Here is a 26563-nt window from a genome sequence, read left to right as displayed (position 1 = left end):
CATGGGGGCGTCAGCTCTACGACAGCTAGCTGACGGGCCGGCCCGGACGGTGAGCGGCCAGCGCTGGCGCGAACAGCTCCATGACTCGCAACTGCGTACCGGCGCGGCTGAATACCGAGTTGCGCGACCACAGCATCTGCGACGACATGGCAGCGCCCGTGGCTTCCTGCCATTGGCGGGCCGCGTGACGGCGGGTGTGTCCCTGGCGGGACAGGCGGCGCGGCTGCAGTTCGCTGCGGCTGATGAACGGGTCGTCGTAGAGCAGGTGGGCCAGCGGCCGCGCGCCCAGGCCCTTCAGCGCCCGCCAGGGACCGGTGGTGGCGCGCTGGTGCACGGCCGAACGCGCCCAGACCAGGGGCTCGCCGTCCACTCGCAGGATCACCTCGCGCACCACCGTCAGCCCGCGCGGCGGCAGGCCCAGCGCAGCACGCTCCAGTGCCCGGAACGGCACGACGCCCTGGCGCAGCACCTGGACCTCGAAGCGCTCTCCGAGACGGGCCAGACGGCGGCTCAGCGAGCCCGGCGCGCGCAACCAGTCGCGCAGACTGTCTCTCGTCGCAATGCCCATTCAGCCGAATTCTCGACCCAGTTCCGCCGCACGCTTGTGCGCCGCCAGCACCGCGCGGCGGATGGTCGCATCGACGGCATCGTCCTGAAGGGAGGTGATAGCCGCGTGCGTCGTGCCACCCTTGCTGGTCACGCGCTCGCGCAGCGTCGTGGGCGACTCGTCCGACGCAAGGCCCAGAGCGGCCGCACCGGCACAGGTGGCCAGCGCTAGGCGCCGGCCCTGCTCGGCCGTGAGGCCCATCTCCACAGCGGCGGCCATCATGGCCTCGACGAAGAAGAAGAAATACGCCGGCCCCGAGCCCGACAGCGCCGTCACAGCGTCGAGATCATCCTCGCGGGCAACCCAAAGCGTCTGGCCGGTGGGCGCGAGCAGGCGCTCGACGGTGGCACGCTCGTCGGCCGACACGGCCGGCCGCGCGAACAGGCCGGCGATGCCCTGGCCGATCAGCGCCGGCGTGTTGGGCATGGCGCGCACGACGCGCTCGCTGCCGGTAGCGGCAACGAGCGCGTCCGAGCGGATGCCGGCCATGACCGACAGGTGCAGCGCACCGCCCACCCAGTCCTTGACGGGCTCCGACGCCGCACCGAACAGCTGCGGCTTGACGGCCCAGACGACGACGCCGGCACGCGCCAGGCCTGCGTCGCCTGCCGCCAGGGCCGCGACGCCGAACTCGCCGACGAGCTTCTCCCGCTGCGGCGCATGGGGCTCGACGATGGTGAACTGGGCGGGCTTCATGCCGGCGCGCAACAGCCCGCCGATGATGGCGCTGGCCATGTTGCCGCCGCCGATGAAAGCGATCTGTTCTGCACTCATGGGAACGAGTCTAGGGCCTGTCAACTCCGCCAGCGGGCATGACGCAGTTGCGGCCGGCGGCCTTGGCCGCGTAGAGCGCCTGGTCGGCGCGCCGGTACAGGGCCGCAAAGTCCTCGCCAGGCGCTGCCTCGGCCAGGCCGGCGCTGAGCGTCACGCCGCGGCCGTCGCGGGCGCGCAGGCCAGCCACCGCCTCGCGCAGCCGCCCGCCGATACGCAAGGCAGTCGGCAGCGAACAGTTGAACAACAGCACGGCGAACTCGTCACCGCCCATGCGGCCGGCCAGGTCCCCCTGACGCAGCGCGCCGCGCAGCTGGTCGGCAAAGCGCTGCAGCAGCGCGTCGCCCTCGGGGTGACCGAGTTGGTCATTGACGGCCTTGAAGCCGTCCATGTCACACAGCATCAGACAGGCCGGCAGCCGGCTCGCGCGCGCCTGCCGCAGCAGCACGGCACTGGCCGCCTCGAAATGGGCGCGACTGGCCACCTCGGTCAGCGAGTCGACATTGGCGCGCCGCTCCAGCTCGGCACTGGCCTGCTGCAGCCGAGCCTCCACGCGGCCATGCAGCATCAGCAGCATGGCTGACACGCGCGTCACGGCCACTGCGATGTTCACCACCATCAGCACGGCCAGCAGGTGGCCCGGCGGCGACATGCCCGTGCCGGCATAGGGCCAGTTCTGCATCGCCCGCCACAGGCTCATGAAGATGATGAGCAGCGCCCCACCGCCGATCAGCTGCAGCGCCAGGCGCGAAGGCCGATCGGCGGTATCGCGCAGTTGGGAGTACAGGTACTGTGCGAACAGCAGCGCCTGCAGTGTGTTGACGCCGGTGAAGACGACCGAGCGGGCCGCATAGTCCCAGCCCTGCGACCAGGACCACCACCATGCCGCGAAACCCAGCGCAGCCAGACCCCAGCGCCAGGCCAGGCCCGGCCACAGGCGGCGGCCGAACCAGACCCGCAGGCCCAGCTCCAGCATGGGCATGCCGATGAGGAAGGCGGCATTGCCGGCTGCGAGGATGGGCCAGGCGGGATTGACAGCGCTGACCATCAGCATTAGCGCGCCCGCGCCCAGCGCCGCCTCGTTGAGCACCCACCAGCCCATGCCCGCCGTCTGCCGCCGCCGCGCGCTGCGCCAGAACAGGCCGAGCAGGGCGCCCATCATCACGTGGACGATGACGCTGATGGTGAAGGTGGTGGCAAGGTCGAGAGGCATGAGCGGCGCCATGCTAGTGCAGCGACAGGTTCGCACACGGCCACGTCGTGGGCGTTATCGTCCGGGCATGCTGCCTGCCCGCGCCCTCGCCCTCGCCGCCACTCTCGCCCTGACCGCATGCGCTGGCGGACCGCCGCCCCCGAAGCCCTGGGCCGAGACTGCAGCGCGCGAGCTGAACCTGTCCCTTGCCAGCTTTGAGCTGCAGGGCCGGCGCGTGACGGTCACGCGCAGTGCCGTCGTCTCCGGGCCTCTGCCGGTGGTTGTCTACCTGCCCGGCATCGGCCAGGGCAGCGAGGCCGGCCAGCGCTGGGCCGCCACATGGGCAAAGGCCGGCTACGCCGTACTGGCCGTGCAGCCGCTGGAAGAAGATGCCGCCGCCTGGCGATCGGCACTCGCACGCGCCGGCGAGTTTCGCGAACTGGGCGAGCTTCACTACGGCGACACGATGCGTGCCGCCCGCCTGAACGCGCTGCGGCGCCTGCTTGCGGCGCTGCACGCCACCCCACTGGCCATCGGCGCGGAGCTGGACTGGCAGCGCGCAGCCGTGGCCGGCTACGAGACCGGCGCGCAGGCGGTGCTGGATTTGGGGAGCGACACCGGTGCCTGGCTGCCACGTGCCGTCATCGCCATCAGTCCGCCCCCGATGGCCGCGGCCGCCGCGACGCCGCCCGCGATGCTGATCACGAGTGACACCGACGGCGATGCGCTGGGCCTCGTCAGGCAGCCTGCCGAGCGTCGCCGCGCCTTCGACACCCTGCGCCCTGGCGCCGGCTGGCTGTTGAGCCCGCCTGGCCCGTCGCATGCCGCGCTGTCCGGCACGCTGGCGCCCGAGGGCTGGCACACCCAGGACCAGCACCATGGCCGCGAGGCCATGGGCGGGCAGCGCAGCGGCATGGGCGGCGGACGCGGCGACCAGGGACCGGCCGGCGGCTCGCCCCGCGGCCCGCGCAGCGGGAGCGCGACGGAGGCCGCACAGGCTGATCTGAACGAGGCCATGCGGCTGAGCACGGCCTTCCTGGACGCACAGCTGCGAGGTGCAGCGATGCCTGAGAGCACTTCGCTGACACCGCGCTAAGTCAAGCAGCCTGCACGCCGCTTGGACAACGCGCAGGCGCTGTCCTCGGTCCGTGCTCAGTCCTCCAACCCGAGGAAGCCGCCACTCTGGTGCGCCCAGAGCCTCGCATAGATGCCGTTCTGAGCGAGCAGCTCCGCATGTGTGCCCTGTTCGACGATACGGCCGGCGTCCATGACGATGAGGCGATCCAGCGCTGCGATGGTTGACAGGCGGTGGGCGATGGCCACCACCGTCTTGCCCTCCATCAGCGTATAGAGGCTTTGCTGGATGGCGGCCTCGACCTCGCTGTCGAGCGCGCTCGTCGCCTCGTCCAGCAGCAGGATGGGTGCGTCCTTCAGCATCACACGAGCGATGGCGATGCGCTGGCGCTGGCCGCCGCTGAGCTTGACGCCGCGCTCGCCGACAAAAGCCTCGAAGCCAGTGCGGCCCTTGGGATCGGACAGCGCCGCAATGAACTCTTCGGCATGCGCCCGCTCGGAGGCGCGCACCAGCTCGGCGGGGCTGGCGCCCGGGCGTCCGTAGAGGATGTTGTCGGCTACCGAGCGGTGCAGCAGCGAGGTGTCCTGCGTGACCATGCCGATGTGCTGGCGCAGCGAGTCCTGCGTGACGTGGGCGATGTCCTGACCGTCGATGGTGATGCGACCACCGCTCTTCCCGTTCACGTCCTGCAGGTCGTACAGGCGCAGCAGCAGATTGACCAGCGTGCTCTTGCCCGCGCCGCTGCGGCCCACGAGCCCGATCTTCTCGCCGGGCCTGATGGTCAGGTCCAGCCCGTCGACGACGACCTTGCCGTTGGGGTAAGCAAACCGCAGGTTCTCGAAGCGAACCTCGCCATGCGTTACCGTCAGCTCGGCAGCGCCTTGTGCATCGGCGATGGCCTGCGGCTTGGACAGCGTGGCCAGCCCGTCCTGCACGGTGCCGATGTGCTCGAAGAGGGAGGCCATCTCCCACATCACCCAGTGCGAGATGCCGTTGAGTCGCATCGCCATCGCGGTGGCCGCAGCGACGGCGCCCACACCGACGGCCGACACGCCCCACAACCACAACGCCAGCAGTGCCGTGCTGCCCACCAGCAGCGCCGACAGCAGCGTATTGACGACCTCGAAGCCGGTCACCAGACGCATCTGGCCGTAAGCCGTAAGCATGAAGTCCTGCATGGCCGCCTTGGCATAGCTGGCCTCGCGCCGCCCATGGGCAAACAACTTGACGGTCGCGATGTTGGTGTACGCGTCGGTGATGCGGCCCGTCATCAGGCTGCGCGCGTCGGCCTGGGCCTGGGCGATCTTGCCCAGCCGAGGCACGAAGAAGCGCAGCGCGAGCAAGTACAGGCCCAGCCAGGCGGCGAAGGGCAGTATCAGCCAGGCGTCGAAGCTGGCGACGATGCCCACCAACGTGCCGAAGTAGACGGCCACGTAGACCAGGATATCGACGACGATGAGCCAGGTGTCGCGCACGGCGAGCGCCGTCTGCATGACCTTGGTGGCGATGCGGCCGGCGAACTCGTCGCCGAAGAAAGCCAGGCTCTGCGACAGCATGCGGCGGTGGAAGATCCACCGCAGCCGCATCGGGAAGTTGCCGAACACCCCCTGGTACTTCAGCAGGGCCTGGGCCGACGCGAGCACGATGCTGGCAGCCAGCACTCCCAGCAGCATCAGCACGACGGGCTGCGGCTGGCTCCAGAGCTCGGCCGGCTTGAGCGTGGACAGCCAGTCCACCAGTGAGGCCATCAGGCTGAACAGCAGCGCCTCGGCTGCCGCGATGCCGGCCGTGAACAGCATGACCGCGAACAAGTGCGGCCGCACGCCGTCGGCGCAGCGCCACAGGAAGGCGAAGAAGCGCGTCGGCGGGGCGACGCCGGCGGTCTCGGGATAAGGGTCGACAAGGCGCTCGAAGCGCGAGGTCAGCGGCTGAAACAACGACATCCGGCTAGTGTCGCCGGACTGTGTTGACAGCTGATGGCATCAGCGTCGCCCTGGCCGCCTGGCGTCCCGCCGGCCCCAGTACTGGAAGGCGTCTTCATGCACGTCCACGTCCACCTCGGCCACCCGCTGCGCCAGCCGCTCCTGCACGTCGGCAACCGCCTGGTTGTAGACAAGCGGGGCGATCTCCTCAAGGAAGAAGCCCAGCAGCGCGCCGGCTGCGACATTGCCCAGCCTCAGCTCCAGCTCCTGATCGACATAGCGCGTCAGCGACTGGATGGCTTGGTCGCGCTGGCCGCGCTCGAGTTCGATGGCCATGGCAAGGCCCTCAGCGGCTGGCGGCCGAGGCCGGCTGGGTCGGCTGGGGCACCGTGACCCCGGGCGACAGCGAGATCTCGTCGACCAGCGTGACGCCCGTCACGAAATGCCGGGTCTCGCCGAAGCAGGAGGTTGGCAGGCCTACCTTCTCCTCGTAGTGGAGGTTGACGCGCCGGCCCATCACCTTGTTGATGGCATCGGCCGCGGCCTCGTCATGCACGGTGAACTGGAATTTCTCGACGGTACTGGAGCCCGGCAGCGACACCAGCGCCTGCTCGCCCTCCCAGGTCTTGCAGATCCAGCCCTTGCGCGAGAACTTCTGCACCCAGCCGGCGCGCTCGCCCGACGCATAGCTCCAGCGCCAGGCGAAGGCGAACCAGGCCGCCACGAGCAGCAGCAGGGCGATGAAGGACAGGGCGAGCTTCAGGCGCATGAGACAAGGCGTTGAATCCGGGAGCAGCGATTGTGCAGTCCTGCCGCAAATCGCATGCCCGTCCCAGGTGGCATCTGTCGCAATCGACCGCCGCGATGAAGAATTCTTGGTCGCCCCGGCCGGGGCATGGGAAGGATGACCGGATGAGCTTGAAAAACACCAAGATCGCGACCTTGCTGATGCTGGGCTTCGCGGCGATGGGCCTGCTGATCGTGCTGATGGGTGCGCTGGCCTTGGCGCGGCTGGGTGCGATGGACGCGCAGTTCAAGCTGGCGATGGAAGACCGATATCCCAAGGTGAAGGCCTTCGGTTCGATCCGCGACACGAACAACAACGTGGCGCGCGCGCTGCGCAACCTGGTGCTGCTGGGACCCAATGGCGACAAGGCTGCCATCGATGCGGAGTACGCCGTCATCGACGCGGGCTCCAAGTCCACCGCCAAGACGCTGGAGCAGCTCGGCAAGATCATGACCACCGACGCTGGCAAGGCCGGCCTTGCCAAGCTCAACGATGCGCGTGGCGGCTACCGCACCGTGCGCGACCAGATCATCAAGCAGCTCAAGGCCGGCGACGTCGCCGGCGCCACGCAGGGCCTGCTGGTGGACCTGCCGCCCAAGCAGGCCGCCTACATGGGCGCGGTGGACGAGCTGGTCGCTCTGGGCGACAAGCTGATGGCCCTGTCCACCGCGGCAGCCGAGGCCGAGGCGAGCAGCGCGCGCACCCAGGTCATCGTGCTGGTGCTGGTGGCGCTGGGCCTGGCTGGCTTCATGAGCTGGTGGCTGATCCGCACGGTGACGGCACCACTGAACGAGGCAGTGCGGGTAGCCACCGGCGTCGCCGCGGGTGACCTGGCGATGCATATCACCAGCGGCGGCAGCAACGAGACGGGCAAGCTGCTGACGGCGCTGCACGAGATGCAGGGCCGCCTGGCGTCCATCGTGCGCGAGGTGCGCGAGGGCGCCGAGGGCGTGGCAACGGCTTCGGCCGAGATCTCGTCGGGCAACCACGACCTGTCGGCACGCACCGAACAGCAGGCTTCTGCGCTGGAGGAAACGGCAGCATCGATGGAGGAGCTGGGCAGCACCGTGCGCGGCAATGCCGACAACGCGCAGCAGGCCAACCAGCTGGCACTGGCCGCATCGGGCGTCGCTGTGCGCGGCGGCGATGCGGTGGGTCAGGTCGTGCAGACCATGCGCGAGATCAGCGACAGCTCGCGCAAGATCGCCGACATCATCGGCGTCATCGACGGCATCGCCTTCCAGACCAACATCCTGGCACTGAATGCCGCGGTGGAGGCAGCGCGGGCCGGCGAGCAGGGACGCGGCTTCGCGGTCGTCGCCAGCGAGGTGCGCACGCTGGCCGGCCGCTCGGCCGAGGCCGCCAAGGAAATCAAGGCCCTGATCACCGCCAGCGTCGAGCGCGTGGAGCTGGGCAGCAGCCAGGTGGATGGCGCGGGCGCAACGATCAACGAGGTGGTCTCCTCGATCCGCCGCGTCACCGACATCATGGGCGAGATCAGCGCCGCCAGCCGCGAGCAGAGCTCCGGCGTGGCCCAGGTGGGCGAGGCCGTCACGCAGATGGACCGCGCAACGCAGGAGAACGCCGCACTGGTGGAGGAGTCCGCCGCCGCCGCGGAAAGCCTGAAGCAACAGGCCCAGCAGCTCGTTCAGTCGGTGGCGGTGTTCAGGCTGGCCTGATCGGCACCGGAGGCAATCGCCGGCTGGCGCTGCCGCCATTCGCGCAGCGCGCGGCGGTACTCGTCCATCGCCAGGTCATGGAGATCGAAGATGCAGGGGTCGCAGCCGTTGCCGCAGCAGGCCTCCAGGTCGGGCTGGAGCGGCGGCTGGGGCATGGGATCCGCGTCGGGCGCTGGGGGCGGTGTCATCGGCAGCATCGCCATGGATTGTGCGGGTGAGCAGAATCCCCTCCATGCAATTCACCGCCCTGCCCGAGTCCGGTCATCCTCTCGTGAGGCTGCGCCCCATCACGGCGGCTGACGTTCCGGTCTGGTTCGACTATCTGTCCCTGCCCGCCGTCCAGGAGCACACCAGCTGGAGTCCGCAGGCCTCCAACGAGCTTGATTCCTACGCCGCCGAACACACGCCGCGCACGCCTTCATCCCCGCTGCGCCTGGCCATTGCCGAGCGGGCCGGCGGCCACATGGTGGGCTCCATCGGCTTTCACACCGTCTCTCCTGAGCACCGCACGGCCGAACTGGCGTACGACCTGTCACCGGCCGTCTGGGGGCAGGGCATCGCCAGCCACTTGACGCGCACCCTCGTCGAATGGGCGCACGGCCATGTCGGCCTGCTGCGCGTGCAGGCGACGGCCCTGGCCTCCAACCTGAGGTCCATGAACGTGCTGGAGCGCTGCGGCTTCGAGCGTGAGGGCCTGTTGCGCAGCTACCGCCTGGTCCGGGGCCAGCCAGGCGACTTCTGGATGTTCGCGCACGTCGTGGCGCCTGGCACCGGCCTGCGTCGACGCGTCGTTTCACCCTGATCTGCCTGGCGCCCACGCGGCTACCGTCGCACCGCCACGCACGCCAACCGGAGTGGTTGCTCACCTTGCCCGGGAGGTCAACCACGCGTTGAAGCGTCCGGGCCCGCGCGTCACCAGCAACCGGCCGACGCCGTCAAGGTCGCCACGACGCAGAAGGTGATTCCGCAAGTGACTCCGTTCTGTCACACAAACCGGCCCGGATTCGGTTATGCTGCATCGCAACATTGCGACGTCGCAATACCGCTTGTCTCCTCCACCGCCCCTGGGTGGATTTGGCCCTCTCCCGGTGCTTGCCGCCTGCAGAGGGCCTTTTCTTGTGTGCTGTCAGTGCATCAATGCACACCGGCCAGCAGGGCGGCGTTGCCGCCCGCCGCCGCCGTGTTGATGGTCAGCGTCTGCTCCGCCGCAAAACGGTAGAGCTGGCGCGTATGGCCGGCCGCCGTCACCAGCGGCAGGATGGCACCGGGGCGTGCAGCCAGGGCCTGGGACAGCACGTGAGCCGCCGCCGCGTCGGAGGATGCGAGCGCAATGCCAGCGAGATGCGGCGCGGCGATCAGGCCCGGCAGCGTCGTGTCGGGCAGCAGCGTTAGGGCAGTGGCCGGCAAGCCGGCACGCAGCAGGGCTTGGCGGGCACGCTCGTCGCCGCCCAGCCAGATGGCGCTGTTGCCCGCCAGCAGTGCGCTGACGACCGCCGCCAGGCCTGCTTCGCCGCGGCCCAGCACGGCGAAGACGCCCCGGGCGTGATGGCGCAGCGTGTTGCTCTCGCCGGTGGGGCCGGGCAGGGTGATGTCGGCGAACTGCGCCTGTGCCGCGGTGAAGAGGCCGCGCAACGCGAGGGCTGTCGACGCATCCAGCGTGTCGGCGGCGCGGCGCAGCGTGGCGATGCGCTCCGCCAGCGGCGTGTCGCGCCAGGCGTCGTCCGCGGCCACGGCCAGCGCCTCGCCGCGGCCGTCCATGGCGAGCGTGGGCAGCGGTGCGTCGAGCTGCGGCTCAGCGCAGAAGCGGCGCAGGTAGTCCGGCCCGCCAGCCTTGGGGCCGGTGCCCGACAGGCCTTCGCCGCCGAAGGGCTGCACGCCCACCACCGCGCCGATGATGTTGCGGTTCACGTAGACGTTGCCGATGCGTGCCTCGTCGGCCAGGCGAAGGGCTCGGCTGTCGATACGGGTCTGGATGCCCAGCGTCAGACCATAGCCCAGCGCGTTGATCTCCTGGATGACCTCGTCGACCGAATCCTCGAAGCGCACGACGTGCAGCACGGGGCCGAAGATCTCATCGCCCAGGTGGGCGATGCGCGGCAGCTCGAAAGCGACCGGACGGATCTGGCGCGGCATGGATTCGGCCACGGGGGCCTCGGCCAACAGCCGGGCATCGCGCTTCAGGCGCTCGACGTGCTGGCTGATGCTGGCATGGGCCTCGTCGTCGATGACGGGGCCGACGTCGGTGGCGAGACGGGCTGGCTGACCGACGTGCAGCTGCGCCAGCGCACCCTTGAGCATCTCGATAACGCCGTCGGCGATGCTCGACTGAACGCACAGCAGGCGCAGGGCCGAGCAGCGCTGGCCGGCGGAGCGGAAAGCGCTCTGCACGACGGCATCGATGACCTGCTCCGGCAGGGCCGTCGAGTCGACGACCATCGCATTCAGGCCGCCAGTCTCGGCGATCAGCGGGACGGGCGAGTTGGGCTTGGCGGCCAGGGCCTTGTTGATGATCTGCGCGACAGCCGTGGAGCCGGTGAAGCAAACGCCGGCCGTATGGGCATGGGCCACCAGGCCCGCGCCCACCGTCTCTCCCGCGCCGTGCAGCAGCGCCAGCGCGTCGTCCGGCACACCGGCCTCGTGCAGCAGCTCGACTAGTTTTAGCGCGACATAGGGCGTCTGCTCGGCGGGCTTGGCGGCCACAGTATTGCCCGCCACGAGCGCCGCGACGACCTGGCCCGCAAAGATGGCCAGCGGGAAGTTCCACGGACTGATGCAGACGAAGACACCACGGCCCTGCATCAGCGCCGCGTCGGCCTCGGCCTGGTCCGCGTAGTAACGCAGGAAGTCGACGGCCTCGCGGACCTCGGCAACGCAATCGGCCTGGGTCTTGAAGGCTTCCTTGACCAACAGCGCGCAGAACTCGGGCAGGCGCGCGTCCAGCGCGTCGCCGGCGCGGCGCAGGATGGCGCCCCGCTGCACGACGGGTGTGGCGTTCCAGCCGGCAAAGCCGGCCTGCAGGCGGCTCATGGCAGCGTCGACATCCGCCGCCGTGGCTTCGGCGACGGCACGGATTTCGCACGCCTGCAGCGCAGCCTGCAGCGGCACGCGCTGGGCCGGCGCGGTCAGGTCGGCGCCCGTGGAGTTGGCGCGGCCGCGGCCCTGCTCATCGAGGTACAGCTCCGGCGGCAGTGGCAGCGCGCTGCTGTCGCGCAGTTCGGCCAACGGCGAACCCAGCAACTCGGGCACCAGCACGCTGGGGTCGGCAAGCTGGTGAACGAACGATGAGTTGGCGCCGTTCTCGAGCAACCGGCGCACGAGGTAGGCCAGCAGGTCGCGGTGCTCGCCCACCGGCGCGTAGACGCGGCAGGGGATGGTGCCGTCCTTCAGCACCTCCCGGTAGACGCCTTCGCCCATGCCGTGCAGGCGCTGCATCTCGAAGCGGGCGCCAGTCGCGCGGGCCATCTGCACGATGGCGGCAATGGTGCCGGCGTTGTGGCTGGCGAACTGCGGGTAGATGACGTCGGCATGCTGGATCAGCGCGCGGGCGCAGGCCAGATAGCTGACGTCGGTGTGCTGCTTGTGCGTGAACACCGGGTAGGCATTCAGGCCCAGCTCCTGGGCGCGCTTGATCTCGCCGTCCCAGTAGGCACCCTTGACCAGGCGCACCATGAACCGCAGGCCGTGCCTGCGGGCGATAGCCGCCACCTCGTCGACGACGGCCAGCGCGCGCGTCTGGTAGGCCTGCACCGCGAGGCCGAAGCCGCGCCACTGCGGGTGGACCATGGCGATCCTGGCGGCCAGCGTGTCCAGCACGTCCAGCGACAGCTCCAGGCGATCGACCTCCTCGGCGTCAATGGTGAGGTTGATGTTGGCCTCGGCAGCCAGCTCGATGAGCCGCCACACGCGCGGCAGCAACTCGGCGAACACGCGATCACGCTGCAGCACCTCGTAGCGACTGAACAGCGCGCTGAGCTTGATGGAGATGCCGTCGGAGCCCTCGGGCGACTCGGCACGGCGGCCGCCGGCGATGGCCTGGATGGCGCCGACGTAGGCGGCCTGGTAGCGCTCGGCGTCATGCTCGGTGCGAGCGCCTTCGCCCAGCATGTCGTAGCTGAAACGCAGCTGCTTTTGCTGCCTGCGCGCCGCATCGGCCTCGCCCATGGCTTCCTGGATGTTGCGGCCGAGCACGAACTGCCGCCCCAGCAACTGGATGGCACGCACGGTGGCCGCCACGACCGTCTGCGCGCCCAGGCGCTTGAACAGGCCGCCGTCATCGTCGGCACCGGGCAGGAAGCGCTTGGACAACGAGATGGCCGAAGCCGACAGCGCGGCCAGCATCTTGTGCGGGCTGCCCTCGCTGGCGCCGTCAAAGTCCGCCCGGCCGAGCTGGTCGGCCGTCAGTGCGATGGCCGTGGGTGCGTCTGGCACGCGCAGCAGCGCCTCGGCCAGGCGCATCAAGGCCAGGCCCTCGGCGCTCGTGATCGGGTACTCGCGCAGCAGCGATTCCATGGCCCAGAACGGCGCCGGGTTCTTGCGCACCTGCTCCACCCAGGGGCCCGCCATCGTGATGACACCAGGCCAGTTCAGCGCACCACCGACGCGTTCGGCCAAGGCCTGCACGACGCCGGCCTCGGCCCGGTAGGCATCAGGCAGCCGGGGCTGTTCGGGTGGGGCGACGAAGGGCGTGGACATGGCGTACTCCTGGTGAGATACGGCAATGTATCCAGGGCTCCCTTGGATTAAATTCCGAGAATCAACGCATCAACAGTTAAAAATCCAGATGATCGACAACCTGGACAAGATCGACGAACGCATCCTGCGCGTGCTGCAGGCCGACGGGCGCATCTCCAACCTCAAGCTGGCCGAGGCGGTGCACCTCTCGCCCACCGCCGTACTGGAGCGAGTGAAGCGGCTGACTCGCGACGGCTACATCCTGGGCTACGAAGCGCGACTGAATCCGGCCAAGCTGGGCGCGGCCATGCTGGTCTTCATCGAGGTACACCTGGACCGCACGGTGCAGGATGTGATGGACACCTTCAAGGCGGCCGTCCAGGCACGGCCCGAGATCCTGGAGTGCCACCTCGTCGCCGGCGGCTTCGACTACCTGCTGAAGACGAGAGTGCGCGACATGGGTGCCTACAGGGAATTCATCGGGAGCGTCATCTGGTCGCTGCCGGGCGTGCGGGAGACGCGGACCTATGCGGTGATGGAGGAAGTCAAGTCGACGAATGCCCTGCCGTTCTGAGGCCGGCCTTGTGATGGAATCCGCCCCATGACAGCACGCCGTCCCACGCATTGGCGCGGCCTGGCCGCGCTGCTGCTGGCCGCCCTGGCCCCGCTGGCCGCAGCGCGGCCCTTCACCGATGCGCTGGAGCCGCAGTTCGCCACCGTGGCGGTGCCACGCGACGTGGTAGGCAGCCTGGCCCAGGACAAGCAGGGCCTGATCTGGATAGGCACCAGCGACGGCCTGGCCCGCTTCGATGGCTACCGCCTGCGCCCCATCGAGCGCGAGGGCGCCACGCCCGTGCAACGCAACCTAGGCTGGGTACGCTCGCTCGCGTCGGCGGCCGACGGCGGCATGTGGATAGGCACCGAGATCAATGGCCTGGCCCGCTACGAGCCGGCCTTCGACCGGGTGCGCATGCTGGGCGGCGGCAGCGATCGCCCCACGCCCATACGCGCACTGGCGGAGGACCGCGCCGGCCGGGTCTGGGTGGGCACGCTGGGCCAGGGCCTGCTGCGCTTCGAGCCCAGGACCGGCCGCTTCGACGCCGAGCCACTGGTCGTGGACGGCGAGCCGGAGCGCCGCGTGCTGGCGCTGGCCGTGGGCACCGACGGCACGCTGTGGGCTGGCCATTGGCAGGGTCTCGCGCATCGTGACGCAAAAGGCAGCTGGACGCAGCTGGTACTGCCTGAAGGTGCCGTCGGCGTCAGCACGCTGCTGGAGGACCGCAGCGGGCGACTCTGGTTCGGCAGCGTGGACGGCCGCGTGGGCCGTATCGAGATCGACGGCCAGCCGCGCTGGCTGGCTGCGCGCTTCAAGGGCGGCGTGCAGGCACTTGCGCAGGGCGAGGACGGCATGATCTGGGCTGGCCTGACCGACGGCATCGCCTGGCTGGACGGGTCAAGCGGCGCACTGGTGCGCCAGCTTCGCCACAACCCCTACCTGCCCGGCGGCCTGGCCGGCAACGACGTCAACGTGCTGTTGCGTGACCAGACCGGCTCCATGTGGGTTGGCGGTTATGGAGTAGGCCTGCAGCGCCATCACCGGCATCCGGCCCTGGCCGTGCGCGGTCCCGACGCCGACCCGGGCAGCCCGCTGGCCAGCAGCGACCTGCGCGGCCTGCTGCCCCGCCGCGATGGCCTGCTGATGGTGGCCACGCACAGCGGCCCGGTGGCGCTGCTGGACGCGCAGCTGCACACAGTGGGCCGCTGGCCGCGCGAGGCCGACACGCCGGTGGACAACCTCGCCGAGGGGCCGGACGGCAGCGTCTGGCTGGTGGCCAATGGGCGTCTGGAGCGCCGTGAGCCGCGCAGCGCCCGCCTGCTCGCCAGCTGGGCGCTGGAGGGCGGCCGCGCCCACCGTGTGCTGGTGCTGCCGACCGACGCGGGGGGCGAAGTCTGGGTCGGCATGCAGGACGGGCTGTACCGCTTGCCATCACCGCAGGCCCCACGCGTTGAACGCGCCCGCCGTGCCGACGGCGAGCCGCTGCGCGGCGGAGTGCATGCGCTGCGCGCTGAGTCCGGCGGTCGGCTCTGGGTGGGCGCGCTAGCCGGCCTGTTCCGCTGGGACGGCCAGCGCCTGACCGAGGTGCAGACGGTCCCTGGCGAAGCGCTGGGCTTTCCCGCGGTGTTGGGCCTGCTGCAGACGCGCGACGGCAGTCTCTACGTGGACACCGCCGTTAGCGGCCTGCACCGGCTCAAGGGCTACGACGAACGGGGCCGCGCGCGCTTTGAGCGCATCAGCGAGCGCCTGGGCGCGCCGGGCCGGCCCTTCGGCGTGAACCTGCACGAGGACGGCAAGGGCCGGGTGTGGAGCCAGCAGTCCGTCTACGACCCGGCTGCCGACCGCCTCGACGAACTCAGCGGCGCCGAAGGTCCGCCCATGGGCACGCCGCGCTTCTTCGCCGATGCCGCCCTGCCCGATGGCCGCCTGCTCTTCTCCGGCAGCCGCGGACTGCTGGTGGTGGAGCCGCTGGCCTTCGCGCCGTCGCGCTACGCGCCACCAGTGGTTGTCAGCAGCCTGCGCCGTGACGGCCAGCCCTTTCGCCCAGAGCAGGATCTGAGCCAAGGCCTCAAGCTGCCGGCGGGCACGCGCAGCTTCGCCGTCGAATTCGCCGCGCTGGACTACATCGACCCCGCCAAGCTCCATTACATGATGCGGCTGGACGGCTGGGACGCGCGCTGGGCATTCACCGACGCCAGTGCCCGCTTCGCGAGCTACGGCGGCCTGTCACCGGGCCGCTACCGGCTGGAGGTTTACGCCACCAACCACCATGGCGTGTGGAGCGATCGGCCGCTGCTGCTCGACGTCGAGCTGCTCCCTGCCTGGTGGCAGACACGCTGGGCCCAGGCCGGCGCACTGCTGGCGCTGCTTGGCGCGGCCTGGGCGCTGCTGCGTTGGGGTGTGGCGCGACGCACCGCCCAGCTGGTGCGCCGCGAGACGGCGCTGCAGGCCCTGGTAGAGCAGCGCACCGCAGAGCTGCGCGAGGCCAGCACCACCGACCCGCTGACCGGCCTGCGCAACCGCCGCTACCTGGACTCGCGCGTCGCCTCCGACCTGCAGCTGTGCCTGCGCCACTACACGGAGCCGCGCCACCGCAACCCCGACGACGAGGCCGACCTGCTCGTCATGCTGATGGACATCGACCACTTCAAGCGCATCAATGACCGCTACGGCCACGCCGCAGGCGACCAGGTGCTGGTGGAGTTTGCGCGCCGGCTGCGCACGGTCTTCCGCGAGAGCGACGTGCTGGTGCGCTGGGGGGGCGAGGAATTCCTGGCCCTGGCGCGCGGCGGCGCCCGCAGCGGCGCGACCGAGCTAGCTGCGCGCTTCTGCGCCACGGTGCGCGACCAGCCTTTCACGCTTCCCGACGGGCGCACGCTGCCGGTCAGCGTGTCCATCGGCTTTGCCGTCTTCCCGTTGGACCCCGACGCGCCGCGCGTCTGGGACTGGGACGCCACGCTGAGCCTGGCAGATGCCGCCCTGTATGCCGCCAAGGAACAGGGCCGCGACGGCTACGTCGGTGCCCTGCGCGCCACCGGTCTGCGGCCCGACGAGCTGGACCTGGACGCCGATGGCTGGCCGGATGAGCCGCGCCTGCAGATCCGGCGCAGCGTGCGGGGCACTGCCGAATCCGCCCCGGCATGGTGACGGGAACGGTCAGCTCGGCTCGCGCCCGGCGGACCTGAGGGCGGTGGTCACGGCCTCGCGCAGCGCCGGCAGCACGTCGGCCTCGAACCAGGGCCGGGTCTTCAGCCAGTTCTGGTTGCGCGGGCTGGGGTGGGGCAGGGGCAGCAGGCCGCGCGCCAGGCGCTCGCGCCAACCCGACACGAGCGCGTCCACCGGCGCCCGGCTGTGCAGATGCCAGGCCAGGGCATGCTGGCCGATGGCCAGCGTCAGCGCGATCTCGGGCAGGGCGCTCAGCACGCGTTCGCGCCACAGCGGCGCGCATTCCGGCCGCGGCGGCAGGTCGCCCGATGCGCCCTTGCCTGGGAAGCACAGTCCCATCGGCAGGATGGCGAAGCAGGCCGGGTCGTAGAAGGTCTCACGCGACACGCCCAGCCATCGGCGCAGGCGGTCGCCGCTGGCGTCGTCGAAGGGCCTTCCCCTCTCGTGCGCAACACGGCCCGGTGCCTGGCTGGCGATGAGGATGCGCGCGCGCCGGTCGAGCTGGAAGATGGGCTTGGCGCCCAGCGGCAGGGCCGGTTCGCAGGCCGTGCAGGCACGCAGCTCAGGCAGCATGCGCTGCAACACCACGATTGAAGAGCAATCTGCTTTCACACGGGTGAGGTTGTCCAGGCAGGCGCGGGCTGCATCGCGCAAAGCAACTCCGGATGGCCCACCAAGTCCCGCTGCAGCGCATGGGGCGCAGCGCGCGGCATGGGCTGCACGGACTCGACCCGCGCCAACAACGGAAGAGGCCGACGTATCGGCACCGAACAGCTCCGCTTCACCTCCGGCGGTACGGCAGCCCCGAGCATCGCGCCCCGGCACCAACCTCCATCTGGCATCGCCTGCAAATGCACCGGCCGAGCGCCGGGCACTGTCCAGCCTGCACCCAGGAGCTCCGCCGAAACCGCCAGGGTGCCAGCCATCGCCGTGTCCCAGGTGTCAGCCCCCGAATGGCTCAAAGTGGCTCATCCCAGGTGCTTGCCAAAGAACCGCATAGACCGGTCCCAGGCCTGCTGCGCCCAGGCCGCGTCGTACTGGGTCTGCGGAATGCGGTGCGGCCCCTGGGCTGTCTCGTTGGCAAAGGCGTGGTGGGCCAGGTAACGGTGGCCTTCATAGTTCACGCCGGCCTGGGCAAAGCTGGCCTCCAGGTTGTCGACGCCAGCGATGGCGAAGAATTCGTCCTGAGTGGCCCAGTGGGCCTGCAGCGGGATCCTGAGCTTGCTGGCGTCCACGTACTCCAGCGGCGGCATGCCGTACCAGACGACGGCTGCGTCGGCCTCGGGCACCAGCGTCGATGCCAGCACCGTCAGCGCGCCGCCCATGCAGTAGCCGGTGATGCCCACCTTGCCGGTGCCCAGCCTCAGGCCCTTCAGGTAGTTCACGGCGCCGCGCACATCCTGCGACGCGGCGTCACCGAAGTTCAAGCCCGTCATCAGGTGGTGGGCCTCCTCGGCCTCGACGGTGCGCTTGCCACGGTACAGGTCGGGCACCAGCGCCGTGAAGCCGGCGCTCGCGAAGCGGTCGGCAACACCGCGGATCTGGTCGTTCAATCCCCACCACTCCTGGATGACCACCACCGCGCCAAGCGGCCGGTTGGCCTCTGCGAGGTAGCCGCTCAGGCTGCCCCCATCAGGACGCTGGAAGTGGATGTTCTGGGCCATGGTGTTCCTCGATGTCGGTGTTGTGGAGGCCTATCCTGCCGCATTCGCCCGGGGTTTTCCCGCTCAGGGGGACAATGCGGGCTCGCCATGAAGATCGAACACATCGTTTCCACCCGCCTGCCCACGCCCTATGGGGAGTTCGTCATCCACGGCTTTCGCGAGAGCGACGGCGGCCAGGAGCATGTGGTGCTGAGCCTGGGCGACCTGGCCGGCTCGCCTGGCGAGGAACCGCCGCTGGTGCGCGTGCATTCCGAGTGCATGACGGGCGAGGTCTTCGGCTCGCTGCGCTGCGACTGCCGGCCCCAGCTGGAGAGCGCGATGAAGCGCATTGCCGCCCAAGGGCGCGGTGCCATCGTCTACATGCGTGGACACGAGGGCCGTGGCATCGGGCTGGTGCAGAAGCTGCGCGCCTACGCCGAGCAGGACGCAGGCAAGGACACCATCGAGGCCAATGCCGCCCTGGGACTGCCCATCGACGCACGCCGCTACGACGCCGCCGCCTGCATGCTTCGCGCCCTGGGTGTACACCGCATCCGGTTGCTGACGAACAACCCGCTGAAGATGGCGGCGCTGGCCGAGTTCGGCATCGAGGTGGTGGAGCGGGAGGCCTCGCTGACCCGCCCCGGCCCCGAGAACGAACGCTACCTGCGCACCAAGGCCGAGTCCATGGGCCACCACGACCTGGGCCATCTCTTCGAATGAGCGCAGACGCCCTGCCCGGCGCCAAGGCCGGACAGGGCGTGAGTTGAGTGCCGGACCTTGCGGTCAGCGCGGCTTGCTGCCCTGCTGGCCGGTTTGCGGGCTCGGGTTGTCGCGGCCGGCGGACGTTCCACCCTGCTGCGGGGTGTCACGACCTGGGCCGGACTGGCCCTGCTGGCCGGGGCTCGGGTCGCGGCTGTGACCACCCTGCTGAATGTTCTGCTGACCGCCTGGCTGCTGCTTGTTGCTGGATTGACGCTGGTTGGACATGAGGGTTCCTTGACGAGAGATGCGACGGCGCACCGCGCACCGCCACACTGCCAACCCTAGGCCGCCGGCTGCAGCTGCCTGTAGGAGAAGGCGCCGCCTGCGTGGTTGAATTGCAAGCCGTGGCGACAAGCCGTGCCGTTAGGCTTCAAGACGCCTGATCTGAAACCGGGCGTGGCCGGGCGCCAGTCCGCCGCAAGGCTGGCGACAGCGGGGCTTCATGCTGCGGTGACACTGGCCTCTTAGCCTGCGCAGCCCACCATGCCAGCCCGCCGCTTCTTCCCCCGCCCCGCCGTCGAGGCCACGTTCAATCGTTGGGATTGGGCGTTGCTGCCGCTCGTCCTCGCTGTCCTAAGCCTGCTGGGACTTGCTGCTTCCCAGATGACCCGGCCCTTCCACCTCGGCGAGCCGCTGCCGCTGACACTGGACGTCGCCTGGCTGCCCTACTACCTGCTGCGCACGACGCTGCGCATGTTCATCGCGCTCGCGGCATCTGTCGTGTTCGCCTGCGTGTTCGCCGTGCTGGCGGCCAAGGTGCGCGCGGCCGAGAAGGTGCTGGTGCCGCTGCTGGACATCCTGCAGTCCATACCCATCCTGGGCTTCCAGGCAATTGCCGTGGCGCCTTTCATCGCGCTGTTTCCCGGCAACCTGCTGGGGGTGGAACTGGCCGCGCTGTTCGCGATCTTCACGTCGCAGGCCTGGAACATGGCCTTCAGCCTCTACCAGTCGCTGCGCACGGTGCCTGCGGAGCTGCAGGAGGCAGCGCGCATCTTCCAGCTGTCGGGCTGGCAGCGCTTCTGGCGGCTGGAGCTGCCGTTCGCGATGCCGGGACTGCTGTGGAACATGATGATGAGCATGAGCGGCGGCTGGTTCTTCGTCGTCGCAGCAGAGGCCATCTCGGTGGCGGGCCAGGACATCAAGCTGCCCGGCGTGGGCTCCTACATCGCAGTCGCCATCGAGGCCCGCGACCTGGGCGCCATCGGCTGGGCCATCCTGGGCATGCTGATAGGCATCCTGCTGTATGACCAGCTGTTCTTCAGGCCGCTGCTGGCCTGGGCCGACCGCTTCCGCTTCGAGGAGTCCGGCAGCGAGCATGCACCGCAGTCCTGGCTGCTGACCTGGCTGCGCCGCACCGAGCTGCTGCAAAGGCTGGGGACTTGGCCGGGACGCTGGATCACCGCCAGCTTCGCGCCGCTGAAGCGGCGCTACGACGGTCGCTCCATCCGCGCCCGACCGCGCGCGCCCAACCCGTTGTGGGCACGTGCCTGGGATGCGGTGGTCGCCGCCCTCGTGCTGTTCGCGATCTGGCGCCTGGTGAGCTTCATCCACACCGAAGTCGGCTGGGGCGAAGCCGCGCATGTCTTCCGCCTCGGCTTGCACACGCTGGCACGCGTGCTGCTGCTGATCGCGGTCGCGTCGCTGATCTGGGTGCCCATAGGCGTGTGGATTGGCCTGAATCCGCGCATCGCCGGCCGTGTGCAGGCCATCGCGCAGTTCCTCGCTGCCTTCCCGTCCAACCTGGTCTTCCCGGTGGCCGTCCTCGTCATCGTCAAGTACCGGCTGGACCCCGACATCTGGCTGTCACCGCTCATCATCCTCGGCACGCAGTGGTACCTGCTCTTCAACGTCGTGGCGGGCGCCTCCACCATCCCGACCGAGCTGCGCCTGGCCGCGCAGAACCTCGGGCTGAAGGGCTGGCTGGCCTGGCGGCGCTACCTGCTGCCGGCCATCTTCCCGAGCTTCGTCACTGGTGCCATCACGGCCAGCGGCGGTTCCTGGAACGCCAGCATCGTGGCCGAGTACGTGACCTGGGGCGACACCAAGCTGCAGGCGGCGGGCCTGGGCAGCTACATCCAGCAGATGACGACGGCGGGCGACTTCCCGCGCATCGCGCTGGGCATCGGCGTCATGTGCATCTTCGTGATGGCGCTCAACCACTGGGTCTGGCGCAGGCTGTACCGCATCGCTGAAGAAAGGATGCACTTCTGATGGACACCTTGATCGAACTGAAGGACGTCGCCAAGGGCTTCAAGTCCGCAGACGGCAGCCTGCGCACGGTGCTGGAGCGCGTGGACTTCACGCTGGCCAAGGGCGAGATCGTCGCGCTGCTGGGCCAGTCGGGCTCAGGCAAGAGCACGCTGCTGCGCATCATGGCAGGCCTGATCCCGGCTGATGCCGGCGACGTGCACTACCGCGGCCAGCCGCTGTTCGGCCCTGCCCATGGCATCGCGATGGTGTTCCAGAGCTTCGCCCTGTTTCCCTGGCTGACCGTGCAGCAGAACGTCGAGCTGGGCCTGGAGGCGGCCGGCGTCGGCGAGACGGAACGCGCACAGCGCGCCGAAGCCGCCATCGAGCTGATCGGCCTCGCAGGCTTCGAGGGCGCCCTGCCGCGCGAGCTGTCGGGCGGCATGCGCCAGCGCGTGGGCCTGGCGCGGGCGCTGGTCATGCAGCCGGCCGTGCTGCTGATGGACGAGGCCTTCTCGGCGCTGGACGTGCTGACCGGAGAGCGACTGCGCAACGAGATCCTGGAGCTGTGGGACGGCGGCCAGATGCCCACGCAGGCGATGCTCGTCGTCTCGCACAACATCGAGGAGGCCGTCATGATGGCCGACCGCGTGCTGATCTTCGCGAGCAACCCGGGCCGCGTGCGCGCCGAACTTCCCATCACGCTGCCACGCCCGCGCCGCGCCGACAGTGCGGAGGTGCGGCTGCTCATCGACGAGGTCTACAAGCTGATGACCAGTGCCACGCCTGTTGGCGGCATCCCGGGCGCTGCCGGGGAGCCCGCAAAGCCGCACCTGTCCGATCGCCTGCCCGAAGCCGAGGTGGGCCGCATGGAGAGCCTGCTGGAGCTGCTGGCCGACGACCCCTTCAAAGGCCGCGCCGACCTGCCGCAACTGGTGGAGGAAAGCGAGCTCACCGACGAGGCCGTGCTGCCGCTGGCCGATGCACTGCATCGCCTGGGCCTGGCGCAGCTCAGCGGCGGCGATCTGCTGATGACGCCGCTGGGTCATCGCTACGTCGAGGGAAGCCACGAGTTCCGTCGCGAGATCTTCGGCCAGCAGTTGCTCGCACATGTGCCGCTGGCAACCTTCATCCGCCACAGCCTTGAGCAGGAGGCCCACGGCGAGTTGAAGGAAGAGCCCTTCCTGAAGCTGCTGATGGACAGCATGGACGCCGCCGAGGCGGAGCGCGTGCTGCGCGTGGCCATCGAATGGGCGCGCTACGGCGAGGTCTTCGAGTACGACTTCCACACCGGGCTGATCCATCTTCCCGAGGCCGGCGAGGACTGAGACGCGGCGGACGGCGGCAGCGTCAGGCCTCTGCGCAGCGGGCTACGGTGTCCAGCGTGCGCGTCGTGATGGACTTGCCGAAGGCCTTCTCCAGCAGCCGCATGAAGGCCGGCCCCTTGTCGTTGGGCACGTAGACGCAGAAAACCTCGCCACCGCTGCGCTCGAGCACGGTGGCATCGTCCAGCGTGAGGGGCAGCTCGACCTCCACCACCGCATCGGGCTCGCGCAAGAAGGTCACGACGCACTTGCCGCCCGCCGGCAACTCGTGCCGCGCGAACGGTTGGGCGTGGAGCAGCTGCTGCAGGTGCGCGGTGCTGCGCACGATGGTCGCGAATCGGTAGCCAGCGCCTGCCAGCATTGCGGTCTCGACGCGCTTCTGAAGCGCCGCCGCCGAGGCCGCCCGTGGCGTGCTGAAGGCGACATTGCCGCTGCTCAGCAGCGTCTTCACGTCCGTGAAGCCGGCCGCCTCCAGGCAGCGCTTGAGGACCGCCATCCGGCAGTTCATCGGACTGACTCCGCGAAGCAGGGCGACATAGCGGGGCATGGGTCAGGACGTGGCTTGCTAAGGGCGGCAACGATAGCGCGCCTGCGACAGATACCGGCGCAAGACTGCAGGCGCCTTGCCTACACGTGTGCGCCCCCACGCTCGTCCCGCCACCAGAGGCGCGCCACGACCATCCCCCATGCCATCACCGCCGCACTGCACAGCATGGCGGCGCTGCCCACTCCGGCCCCGGAAGCCACCATCAGGTTGTAGCTGGCATGCCAGAGGGCAACAGGCAGCACGCTGCCGGCGCTGCGCAACTGCAGCTGAGCCAACACGAAGGCGCCGCAGAACAGGCCGAGGGCCCACCCCAGCAGGGTCGGACCGAGCATGGCGTGCATGCTCTGATTGAGCCAGAACAGCGGCGCGTGCCACAGCGCCCAGAGGGCCCAGACGCGCCAGGTCGCGCCAAAGCGGCCATGCCTCTGGAGCAGCCGCGGCAGGGCGAAGCCGCGCCAGCCGCCCTCCTCGCCGAGGCCGTTCACCACCAGGATCACGATCATCACCGCCGCCAGCGGCCATCCTTGCGGCAGGCCGGGAAAGCGGGTGAACTCCGACACCTCCGGCCAGGCATGTCCGGCAAGGCGCAGGAGGCTGAAGGCGAGCGCTCCGAGCAGCAGCGGCGAGAGCCCTTGCCACCAGAGCGGCAGACCTGGCCACCGGAAGGCCAGACCGATCCAGCGCCACACCCCCTGCGGCCCGGATTCGAGCGCTACGACGATCAGCGCCGCGACCAGTGGCCCGAGCAGCCCCGGGAAGTGCGTCGCTGGCGAGCCCGGCCCTACCCGCTGCCCCATAGCCAGCAGGCCGAGCCAGTAGCTCCAGGACAGCCCGAGCGTCAGCAAGTAGAAGCACAGCACCGGGCGCCTGCGAATGCGAGCCCGCCACCCGGCTGGTGCATGCAGGACCCTTGCACTCATAGCCGCATGCCGGGCTGCCCAGCAGCAAGGACGTTGGGGGCTTGCATGGGCCTCGGTCGTGATGTTGGGTGGGTGGGCGTGGCGCGCGCTAGCGCAGCAGGATCAGGCACATGCGCTCGAAGTCCATCACGTAGCCATGCCCCTGGCGCAGCAGATCCTGACCCACCGCGCCGTGCCGGTCGGTGGCGGCCTTGGACAGCAGCACGACATCGTGCAGTTCGACGACGCTGTCGCCGAGCCGCAGATCCAGCCGCGGCAGCACGCGCGCCTCGTCGTCGGTGCTGGAGCCTCCGGCACCGCTGAGCGTGTGTGGTCGAGCGGCTGCGCCCTTCATCAGCAACGGCGACTCGTCGGCGGCATTGCGAAACAGCTGGCTGCTGCGTGCACCGGTGTCCACGAACAGGCGCAAGGTCTGCCCTGCCGCCTCGCTGCGCGCCAGCAACAGTGGCTGCACCCCGCTCAGGATGAGGTTCGGAGCCTGCGTCGTGGTCGGTGCGGCGGCCCCGAGCATCAGCTGCTCCTGCCCGTCGCGCGTCTCGATGGCCAGGCGCCCCAGCTGAAGGAAGACCGGCAGGCCCAGGATCGCGTCGATTCGGTAGGCGCCGCCGGCGAAACTGAGCGCTTCGTCCGGCAGCACGATGAATACGACGTCGTGCAGGACTGCCTGGCCCAGCCGCAGCTCCGCCCCCACCGCGAAGCGGGTCGCCACTGCATCGCGGGCGACGCCGCCAACGCTGGCCTCGGTGTCCAGCATCTGCAAACCGAGCCGCTTTGCGGCCGAAACGGTCACCGTAGAGAACGCCGCGCCGGTGTCGACGACGAAATCCTGTGCCCCGCCCGCCACACTGCCATTGACGCGGGCCAGGCCAGCCGCGTCACGCGTCACGGGCAAGCGCGCCCGGGGCGAAGCCTCTACCCGCATTGGCGGCACCGCTGCCAGCGCGTGCAGGAAGCTGCGCGCCTGCTCGCTCTCCCGATCCAGCGGCTTGAGCCGGGCGGCAGCATCCAGCGCCTGCGCAGCCGTCTGATAGCGCCCCTGGCGCGTGTTCAGGGCCGCAAGCTCCTGCAGCGCCGCGAAGCGCTCCTCTGGAGCGGCCACAGATGCGACAGCAAGCTCCAGCGCGGGCCGTGCCTGCGTGTCCCGGTGGCGCAGCGACAAGGCCACTGCCCGGGCCACGCCAGCCTGCAGCCCCGAGGACTTGGCCAGCTGTTCCAGGCGCTCCACATCGTTGCTGCTCAGTGCCTGCTGCAACGACAGCGGCTCGGCCCGTACCGTCCCCGCCAGGTGCAGTGCAGCGACAACCAGCAGCACTCGCCAGGACGCGGCGGCTTTCGGAAGAAGCGACGATCGCGAGGTCATGCAACGGACTCCGGTTCGCGCCCCACCAGCCCGCGCAACCCGTCAGGCGCCGCGCTCAGCAGGCCAAAGCGGCGCAAGGGGTCTGTCGCCCCTTCTGCCAGCGTCGCCGACAGCCGCATCTCGGCCGCCAGGCCGGAGTGGTGCAGGCAGGCCAAGTAGGCCGAATCGCTCCAGAAACCGTGGTGCAGCGAAAGCCCGTTGGGCGCCACCAAGGCCAGCAGGACTTCGCGGCCGTCTGCGATCAACGTGATCTGGTGGCCCGGCCAGCGCTCGGCGACTGAGCCGGCGCCCGGCGACAACAGGTGCGTGAAGCCCGCATCGCCCAGCGGCTCGTACGTCGTGCCGCCCACCAGCACGCCGCGCGCATGGGCCGCATCCAGTTCCGGGCGCAGCTGCGCTAGCGGCATAGGGAACAAGTCGAACAGCAAGGTCTCGCGGGCACTGGCAATCAGCGTGCGAGCGCGCTCCAGCGCCTGTGGCAGGTTCTTCAGCTGATAGAGCCGGTCCTCCGGCGATGGAGCGAACAGCGCTGACAGGCGCTGCTCGGCCACCTGCGCCTGCTCGTCGAACGAATGCCGCAGGCGCGAGAAGAGTTCGGCGGGCGGCACGGGCCGGAAGCTGCGCGGTTCGGACTCATCGCCGATGACCGCGCCCTTCTGAACCAGCACGGCGAGCGCCTGGTAGGTGTTGGCGGCCGCCTTGCCGACGGCGCGTGCCAGCTTGTACCCCGTCGCTGGCGATTGGCTCAGCAGGGCGCAGTACACCCGCGACTCCAGTTCGGTGAAACCGAACGGAAGCAGCGCCCGGCCCTGTAGATCGTCATCACTCATTATTAGTATTGTTTACAACTAACAAATCGATGACCATCAGGGATACTGCCTAGATGACCTGGCGCTCCAGAGAGGCGCGTCGGTTTTGGCAAGTGCATTCGTCACCGCAAAGCGAACCCCATGGCCAAGTCATGCGCCTAGGCGCTCGATTGCACCTTCCTCCACCCGGGCGTCCACGAAGAGGTGCATTGCGAGATTCCGGTGAGCCCCGGACCGACGGGCACGCCCACGACAACGACGGGGACTGCCGGTTGACCGTCGAGCTGTTCGCGCCGCAGCACGCCTCCTGGCTGGGACGGGACGATGTCCTGCGCGTTCCCGCTCGTCCTCAGCGACCTCGACGTCAGCGCAATGTGCGCACGCTGCGGGCACGGCCGAGTACGTTGCATTGCTGGCACCGCTGATCTACCTCGCCGGGATGCAAACGACCGCATCATGGGCCGGCAGGAGCGTCGTTCAGTCACCGCGCCGCGCGATCTGTTTCTGGTCGGCATGCTGGGCTCGTCCACGCTGGCCAAGCCCCCTGCCGTGCGCCCTGGGCGCGTTCGGCACCTATCTCGT

The 26563-nt window shown here is 69.7% G+C and carries 23 protein-coding genes; 8 read left to right on the top strand and 15 right to left on the bottom strand.

Features of this window, described 5'->3' with window-relative positions; all coding sequences use genetic code 11:
* Positions 1–25: 25 nt before the first annotated feature.
* The 3 genes from QM732_RS23835 to QM732_RS23825 are packed head-to-tail and all read right to left on the bottom strand — an operon-like array spanning position 26 to position 2591.
* Positions 26–568 carry a chorismate--pyruvate lyase family protein gene (locus QM732_RS23835; RefSeq protein ID WP_415658572.1) on the bottom strand — a complete coding sequence of 181 codons (543 nt, stop codon included), beginning with the start codon at positions 566–568 and terminating at the stop codon, positions 26–28.
* Positions 569–1381, bottom strand: a complete 813-nt coding sequence (proC, locus tag QM732_RS23830; RefSeq protein ID WP_415658571.1) for a pyrroline-5-carboxylate reductase — start codon at positions 1379–1381, stop codon at positions 569–571. It abuts the gene before it with no gap.
* A gap of 10 nt (positions 1382–1391) precedes the next feature.
* Positions 1392–2591 carry a diguanylate cyclase domain-containing protein gene (locus QM732_RS23825; RefSeq protein WP_415658570.1) on the bottom strand — a complete coding sequence of 400 codons (1200 nt, stop codon included), beginning with the start codon at positions 2589–2591 and terminating at the stop codon, positions 1392–1394.
* A gap of 67 nt (positions 2592–2658) precedes the next feature.
* Here QM732_RS23825 and QM732_RS23820 point away from each other — a divergent pair, with 67 nt between their 5' ends.
* Entirely contained in the window at positions 2659–3666 is a 1008-nt protein-coding gene (locus tag QM732_RS23820) for a hypothetical protein (protein ID WP_415658569.1), read from the top strand.
* Positions 3667–3722: 56 nt separating this feature from the next.
* On the opposite strand, the gene QM732_RS23815 is transcribed toward QM732_RS23820, so the two are convergent.
* Genes QM732_RS23815 through QM732_RS23805 form a run of 3 tightly spaced genes read right to left on the bottom strand, consistent with a single transcriptional unit; the run spans position 3723 to position 6336 of the window.
* A complete protein-coding gene (locus QM732_RS23815) occupies positions 3723–5588 on the bottom strand; it encodes an ABC transporter ATP-binding protein (RefSeq protein WP_415658568.1) in 1866 nt (621 codons plus the stop codon).
* A gap of 39 nt (positions 5589–5627) precedes the next feature.
* Positions 5628–5903 carry a DUF2164 domain-containing protein gene (locus tag QM732_RS23810; RefSeq protein WP_415658567.1) on the bottom strand — a complete coding sequence of 92 codons (276 nt, stop codon included), beginning with the start codon at positions 5901–5903 and terminating at the stop codon, positions 5628–5630.
* Between the two features lie 10 nt (positions 5904–5913).
* Positions 5914–6336: a hypothetical protein gene (locus QM732_RS23805; protein WP_415658566.1), complete on the bottom strand. Its 423-nt coding sequence runs from the start codon at positions 6334–6336 to the stop codon at positions 5914–5916.
* Between the two features lie 143 nt (positions 6337–6479).
* Here QM732_RS23805 and QM732_RS23800 point away from each other — a divergent pair, with 143 nt between their 5' ends.
* Positions 6480–8033 carry a methyl-accepting chemotaxis protein gene (locus QM732_RS23800; protein WP_415658565.1) on the top strand — a complete coding sequence of 518 codons (1554 nt, stop codon included), beginning with the start codon at positions 6480–6482 and terminating at the stop codon, positions 8031–8033.
* Here QM732_RS23800 and QM732_RS23795 read toward each other — a convergent pair.
* Positions 8003–8230: an oxidoreductase-like domain-containing protein gene (locus tag QM732_RS23795; protein ID WP_415658564.1), complete on the bottom strand. Its 228-nt coding sequence runs from the start codon at positions 8228–8230 to the stop codon at positions 8003–8005. The two genes, QM732_RS23800 and QM732_RS23795, sit on opposite strands and share 31 nt — an antisense overlap.
* Before the next feature lie 35 nt (positions 8231–8265).
* Between QM732_RS23795 and QM732_RS23790 the strand changes: the two genes are divergently transcribed.
* The gene (locus QM732_RS23790) at positions 8266–8835 is read left to right on the top strand and encodes a GNAT family N-acetyltransferase (RefSeq protein ID WP_415658563.1); all 570 of its coding nucleotides are present in this window, start codon (positions 8266–8268) and stop codon (positions 8833–8835) included.
* A 332-nt stretch (positions 8836–9167) separates the two neighbouring features.
* Here the strand turns inward: QM732_RS23790 and QM732_RS23785 are convergent, their stop codons facing one another.
* Positions 9168–12725 (bottom strand): L-glutamate gamma-semialdehyde dehydrogenase, encoded by a 3558-nt coding sequence (locus QM732_RS23785; protein ID WP_415658562.1) that lies wholly within the window; start codon positions 12723–12725, stop codon positions 9168–9170.
* Between the two features lie 88 nt (positions 12726–12813).
* Here QM732_RS23785 and QM732_RS23780 point away from each other — a divergent pair, with 88 nt between their 5' ends.
* Together QM732_RS23780 and QM732_RS23775 are read left to right on the top strand one after the other, a co-directional pair.
* Entirely contained in the window at positions 12814–13278 is a 465-nt protein-coding gene (locus tag QM732_RS23780) for an Lrp/AsnC ligand binding domain-containing protein (protein WP_415658561.1), read from the top strand.
* A gap of 27 nt (positions 13279–13305) precedes the next feature.
* Positions 13306–16407, top strand: coding sequence for a diguanylate cyclase (locus QM732_RS23775; RefSeq protein WP_415658560.1), 3102 nt, complete (start codon positions 13306–13308; stop codon positions 16405–16407).
* A gap of 9 nt (positions 16408–16416) precedes the next feature.
* On the opposite strand, the gene QM732_RS23770 is transcribed toward QM732_RS23775, so the two are convergent.
* The gene (locus QM732_RS23770; protein WP_415659433.1) at positions 16417–16998 is read right to left on the bottom strand and encodes a uracil-DNA glycosylase family protein; all 582 of its coding nucleotides are present in this window, start codon (positions 16996–16998) and stop codon (positions 16417–16419) included.
* A 395-nt stretch (positions 16999–17393) separates the two neighbouring features.
* Positions 17394–18089 carry a dienelactone hydrolase family protein gene (locus QM732_RS23765; protein WP_415658559.1) on the bottom strand — a complete coding sequence of 232 codons (696 nt, stop codon included), beginning with the start codon at positions 18087–18089 and terminating at the stop codon, positions 17394–17396.
* Positions 18090–18176: 87 nt separating this feature from the next.
* Here QM732_RS23765 and ribA point away from each other — a divergent pair, with 87 nt between their 5' ends.
* Positions 18177–18791, top strand: coding sequence for a GTP cyclohydrolase II (gene ribA, locus QM732_RS23760; RefSeq protein ID WP_415658558.1), 615 nt, complete (start codon positions 18177–18179; stop codon positions 18789–18791).
* Positions 18792–18854: 63 nt separating this feature from the next.
* Here ribA and QM732_RS23755 read toward each other — a convergent pair whose 3' ends face one another.
* The gene (locus QM732_RS23755) at positions 18855–19058 is read right to left on the bottom strand and encodes a hypothetical protein (protein WP_415658557.1); all 204 of its coding nucleotides are present in this window, start codon (positions 19056–19058) and stop codon (positions 18855–18857) included.
* Between the two features lie 258 nt (positions 19059–19316).
* Between QM732_RS23755 and QM732_RS23750 the strand changes: the two genes are divergently transcribed.
* Both QM732_RS23750 and QM732_RS23745 read left to right on the top strand, forming a co-directional pair.
* Positions 19317–21044 carry an ABC transporter permease gene (locus QM732_RS23750; RefSeq protein ID WP_415658556.1) on the top strand — a complete coding sequence of 576 codons (1728 nt, stop codon included), beginning with the start codon at positions 19317–19319 and terminating at the stop codon, positions 21042–21044.
* On the top strand, positions 21044–22348 hold the full coding sequence (locus tag QM732_RS23745) for a nitrate/sulfonate/bicarbonate ABC transporter ATP-binding protein (protein WP_415658555.1): 1305 nt from the start codon (positions 21044–21046) through the stop codon (positions 22346–22348). Before QM732_RS23750 ends, QM732_RS23745 begins: the two co-directional genes overlap by 1 nt.
* Before the next feature lie 22 nt (positions 22349–22370).
* Here QM732_RS23745 and QM732_RS23740 read toward each other — a convergent pair whose 3' ends face one another.
* The 4 genes from QM732_RS23740 to QM732_RS23725 all read right to left on the bottom strand — a co-directional run bounded on the left by QM732_RS23740 (position 22371) and on the right by QM732_RS23725 (position 26002).
* Positions 22371–22892: a DUF1697 domain-containing protein gene (locus QM732_RS23740; RefSeq protein ID WP_415658554.1), complete on the bottom strand. Its 522-nt coding sequence runs from the start codon at positions 22890–22892 to the stop codon at positions 22371–22373.
* A gap of 80 nt (positions 22893–22972) precedes the next feature.
* Positions 22973–23752: a CPBP family intramembrane glutamic endopeptidase gene (locus QM732_RS23735; RefSeq protein ID WP_415658553.1), complete on the bottom strand. Its 780-nt coding sequence runs from the start codon at positions 23750–23752 to the stop codon at positions 22973–22975.
* A 148-nt stretch (positions 23753–23900) separates the two neighbouring features.
* Complete coding sequence (locus QM732_RS23730) at positions 23901–25172, bottom strand: aspartyl protease family protein (protein WP_415658552.1); 1272 nt, start codon at positions 25170–25172, stop codon at positions 23901–23903.
* Complete coding sequence (locus QM732_RS23725; RefSeq protein ID WP_415658551.1) at positions 25169–26002, bottom strand: TrmB family transcriptional regulator; 834 nt, start codon at positions 26000–26002, stop codon at positions 25169–25171. The genes QM732_RS23730 and QM732_RS23725 overlap by 4 nt, the downstream gene beginning before the upstream one ends.
* Positions 26003–26563: the final 561 nt, after the last annotated feature.

Source organism: Roseateles sp. (assembly GCF_047654805.1).
GTDB lineage: Bacteria > Pseudomonadota > Gammaproteobacteria > Burkholderiales > Burkholderiaceae_C > Pelomonas.
Note: the sequence above shows the minus strand (reverse complement) of the source record. Positions and strands in the feature narration are given on the sequence as shown.

Excerpts from the sequence above, each read along its gene's own strand:
- QM732_RS23835 (WP_415658572.1), bottom strand. The coding sequence starts at position 568 with ATGGGCATTGCGACGAGAGACAGTCTGCGCGACTGGTTGCGCGCGCCG.
- proC (WP_415658571.1), bottom strand. The coding sequence starts at position 1,381 with ATGAGTGCAGAACAGATCGCTTTCATCGGCGGCGGCAACATGGCCAGC.
- QM732_RS23825 (WP_415658570.1), bottom strand. The coding sequence starts at position 2,591 with ATGCCTCTCGACCTTGCCACCACCTTCACCATCAGCGTCATCGTCCAC.
- QM732_RS23820 (WP_415658569.1), top strand. The coding sequence starts at position 2,659 with ATGCTGCCTGCCCGCGCCCTCGCCCTCGCCGCCACTCTCGCCCTGACC.
- QM732_RS23815 (WP_415658568.1), bottom strand. The coding sequence starts at position 5,588 with ATGTCGTTGTTTCAGCCGCTGACCTCGCGCTTCGAGCGCCTTGTCGAC.
- QM732_RS23810 (WP_415658567.1), bottom strand. The coding sequence starts at position 5,903 with ATGGCCATCGAACTCGAGCGCGGCCAGCGCGACCAAGCCATCCAGTCG.
- QM732_RS23805 (WP_415658566.1), bottom strand. The coding sequence starts at position 6,336 with ATGCGCCTGAAGCTCGCCCTGTCCTTCATCGCCCTGCTGCTGCTCGTG.
- QM732_RS23800 (WP_415658565.1), top strand. The coding sequence starts at position 6,480 with ATGAGCTTGAAAAACACCAAGATCGCGACCTTGCTGATGCTGGGCTTC.
- QM732_RS23795 (WP_415658564.1), bottom strand. The coding sequence starts at position 8,230 with ATGCTGCCGATGACACCGCCCCCAGCGCCCGACGCGGATCCCATGCCC.
- QM732_RS23790 (WP_415658563.1), top strand. The coding sequence starts at position 8,266 with ATGCAATTCACCGCCCTGCCCGAGTCCGGTCATCCTCTCGTGAGGCTG.
- QM732_RS23785 (WP_415658562.1), bottom strand. The coding sequence starts at position 12,725 with ATGTCCACGCCCTTCGTCGCCCCACCCGAACAGCCCCGGCTGCCTGAT.
- QM732_RS23780 (WP_415658561.1), top strand. The coding sequence starts at position 12,814 with ATGATCGACAACCTGGACAAGATCGACGAACGCATCCTGCGCGTGCTG.
- QM732_RS23775 (WP_415658560.1), top strand. The coding sequence starts at position 13,306 with ATGACAGCACGCCGTCCCACGCATTGGCGCGGCCTGGCCGCGCTGCTG.
- QM732_RS23770 (WP_415659433.1), bottom strand. The coding sequence starts at position 16,998 with ATGCTGCCTGAGCTGCGTGCCTGCACGGCCTGCGAACCGGCCCTGCCG.
- QM732_RS23765 (WP_415658559.1), bottom strand. The coding sequence starts at position 18,089 with ATGGCCCAGAACATCCACTTCCAGCGTCCTGATGGGGGCAGCCTGAGC.
- ribA (WP_415658558.1), top strand. The coding sequence starts at position 18,177 with ATGAAGATCGAACACATCGTTTCCACCCGCCTGCCCACGCCCTATGGG.
- QM732_RS23755 (WP_415658557.1), bottom strand. The coding sequence starts at position 19,058 with ATGTCCAACCAGCGTCAATCCAGCAACAAGCAGCAGCCAGGCGGTCAG.
- QM732_RS23750 (WP_415658556.1), top strand. The coding sequence starts at position 19,317 with ATGCCAGCCCGCCGCTTCTTCCCCCGCCCCGCCGTCGAGGCCACGTTC.
- QM732_RS23745 (WP_415658555.1), top strand. The coding sequence starts at position 21,044 with ATGGACACCTTGATCGAACTGAAGGACGTCGCCAAGGGCTTCAAGTCC.
- QM732_RS23740 (WP_415658554.1), bottom strand. The coding sequence starts at position 22,892 with ATGCCCCGCTATGTCGCCCTGCTTCGCGGAGTCAGTCCGATGAACTGC.
- QM732_RS23730 (WP_415658552.1), bottom strand. The coding sequence starts at position 25,172 with ATGACCTCGCGATCGTCGCTTCTTCCGAAAGCCGCCGCGTCCTGGCGA.
- QM732_RS23725 (WP_415658551.1), bottom strand. The coding sequence starts at position 26,002 with ATGAGTGATGACGATCTACAGGGCCGGGCGCTGCTTCCGTTCGGTTTC.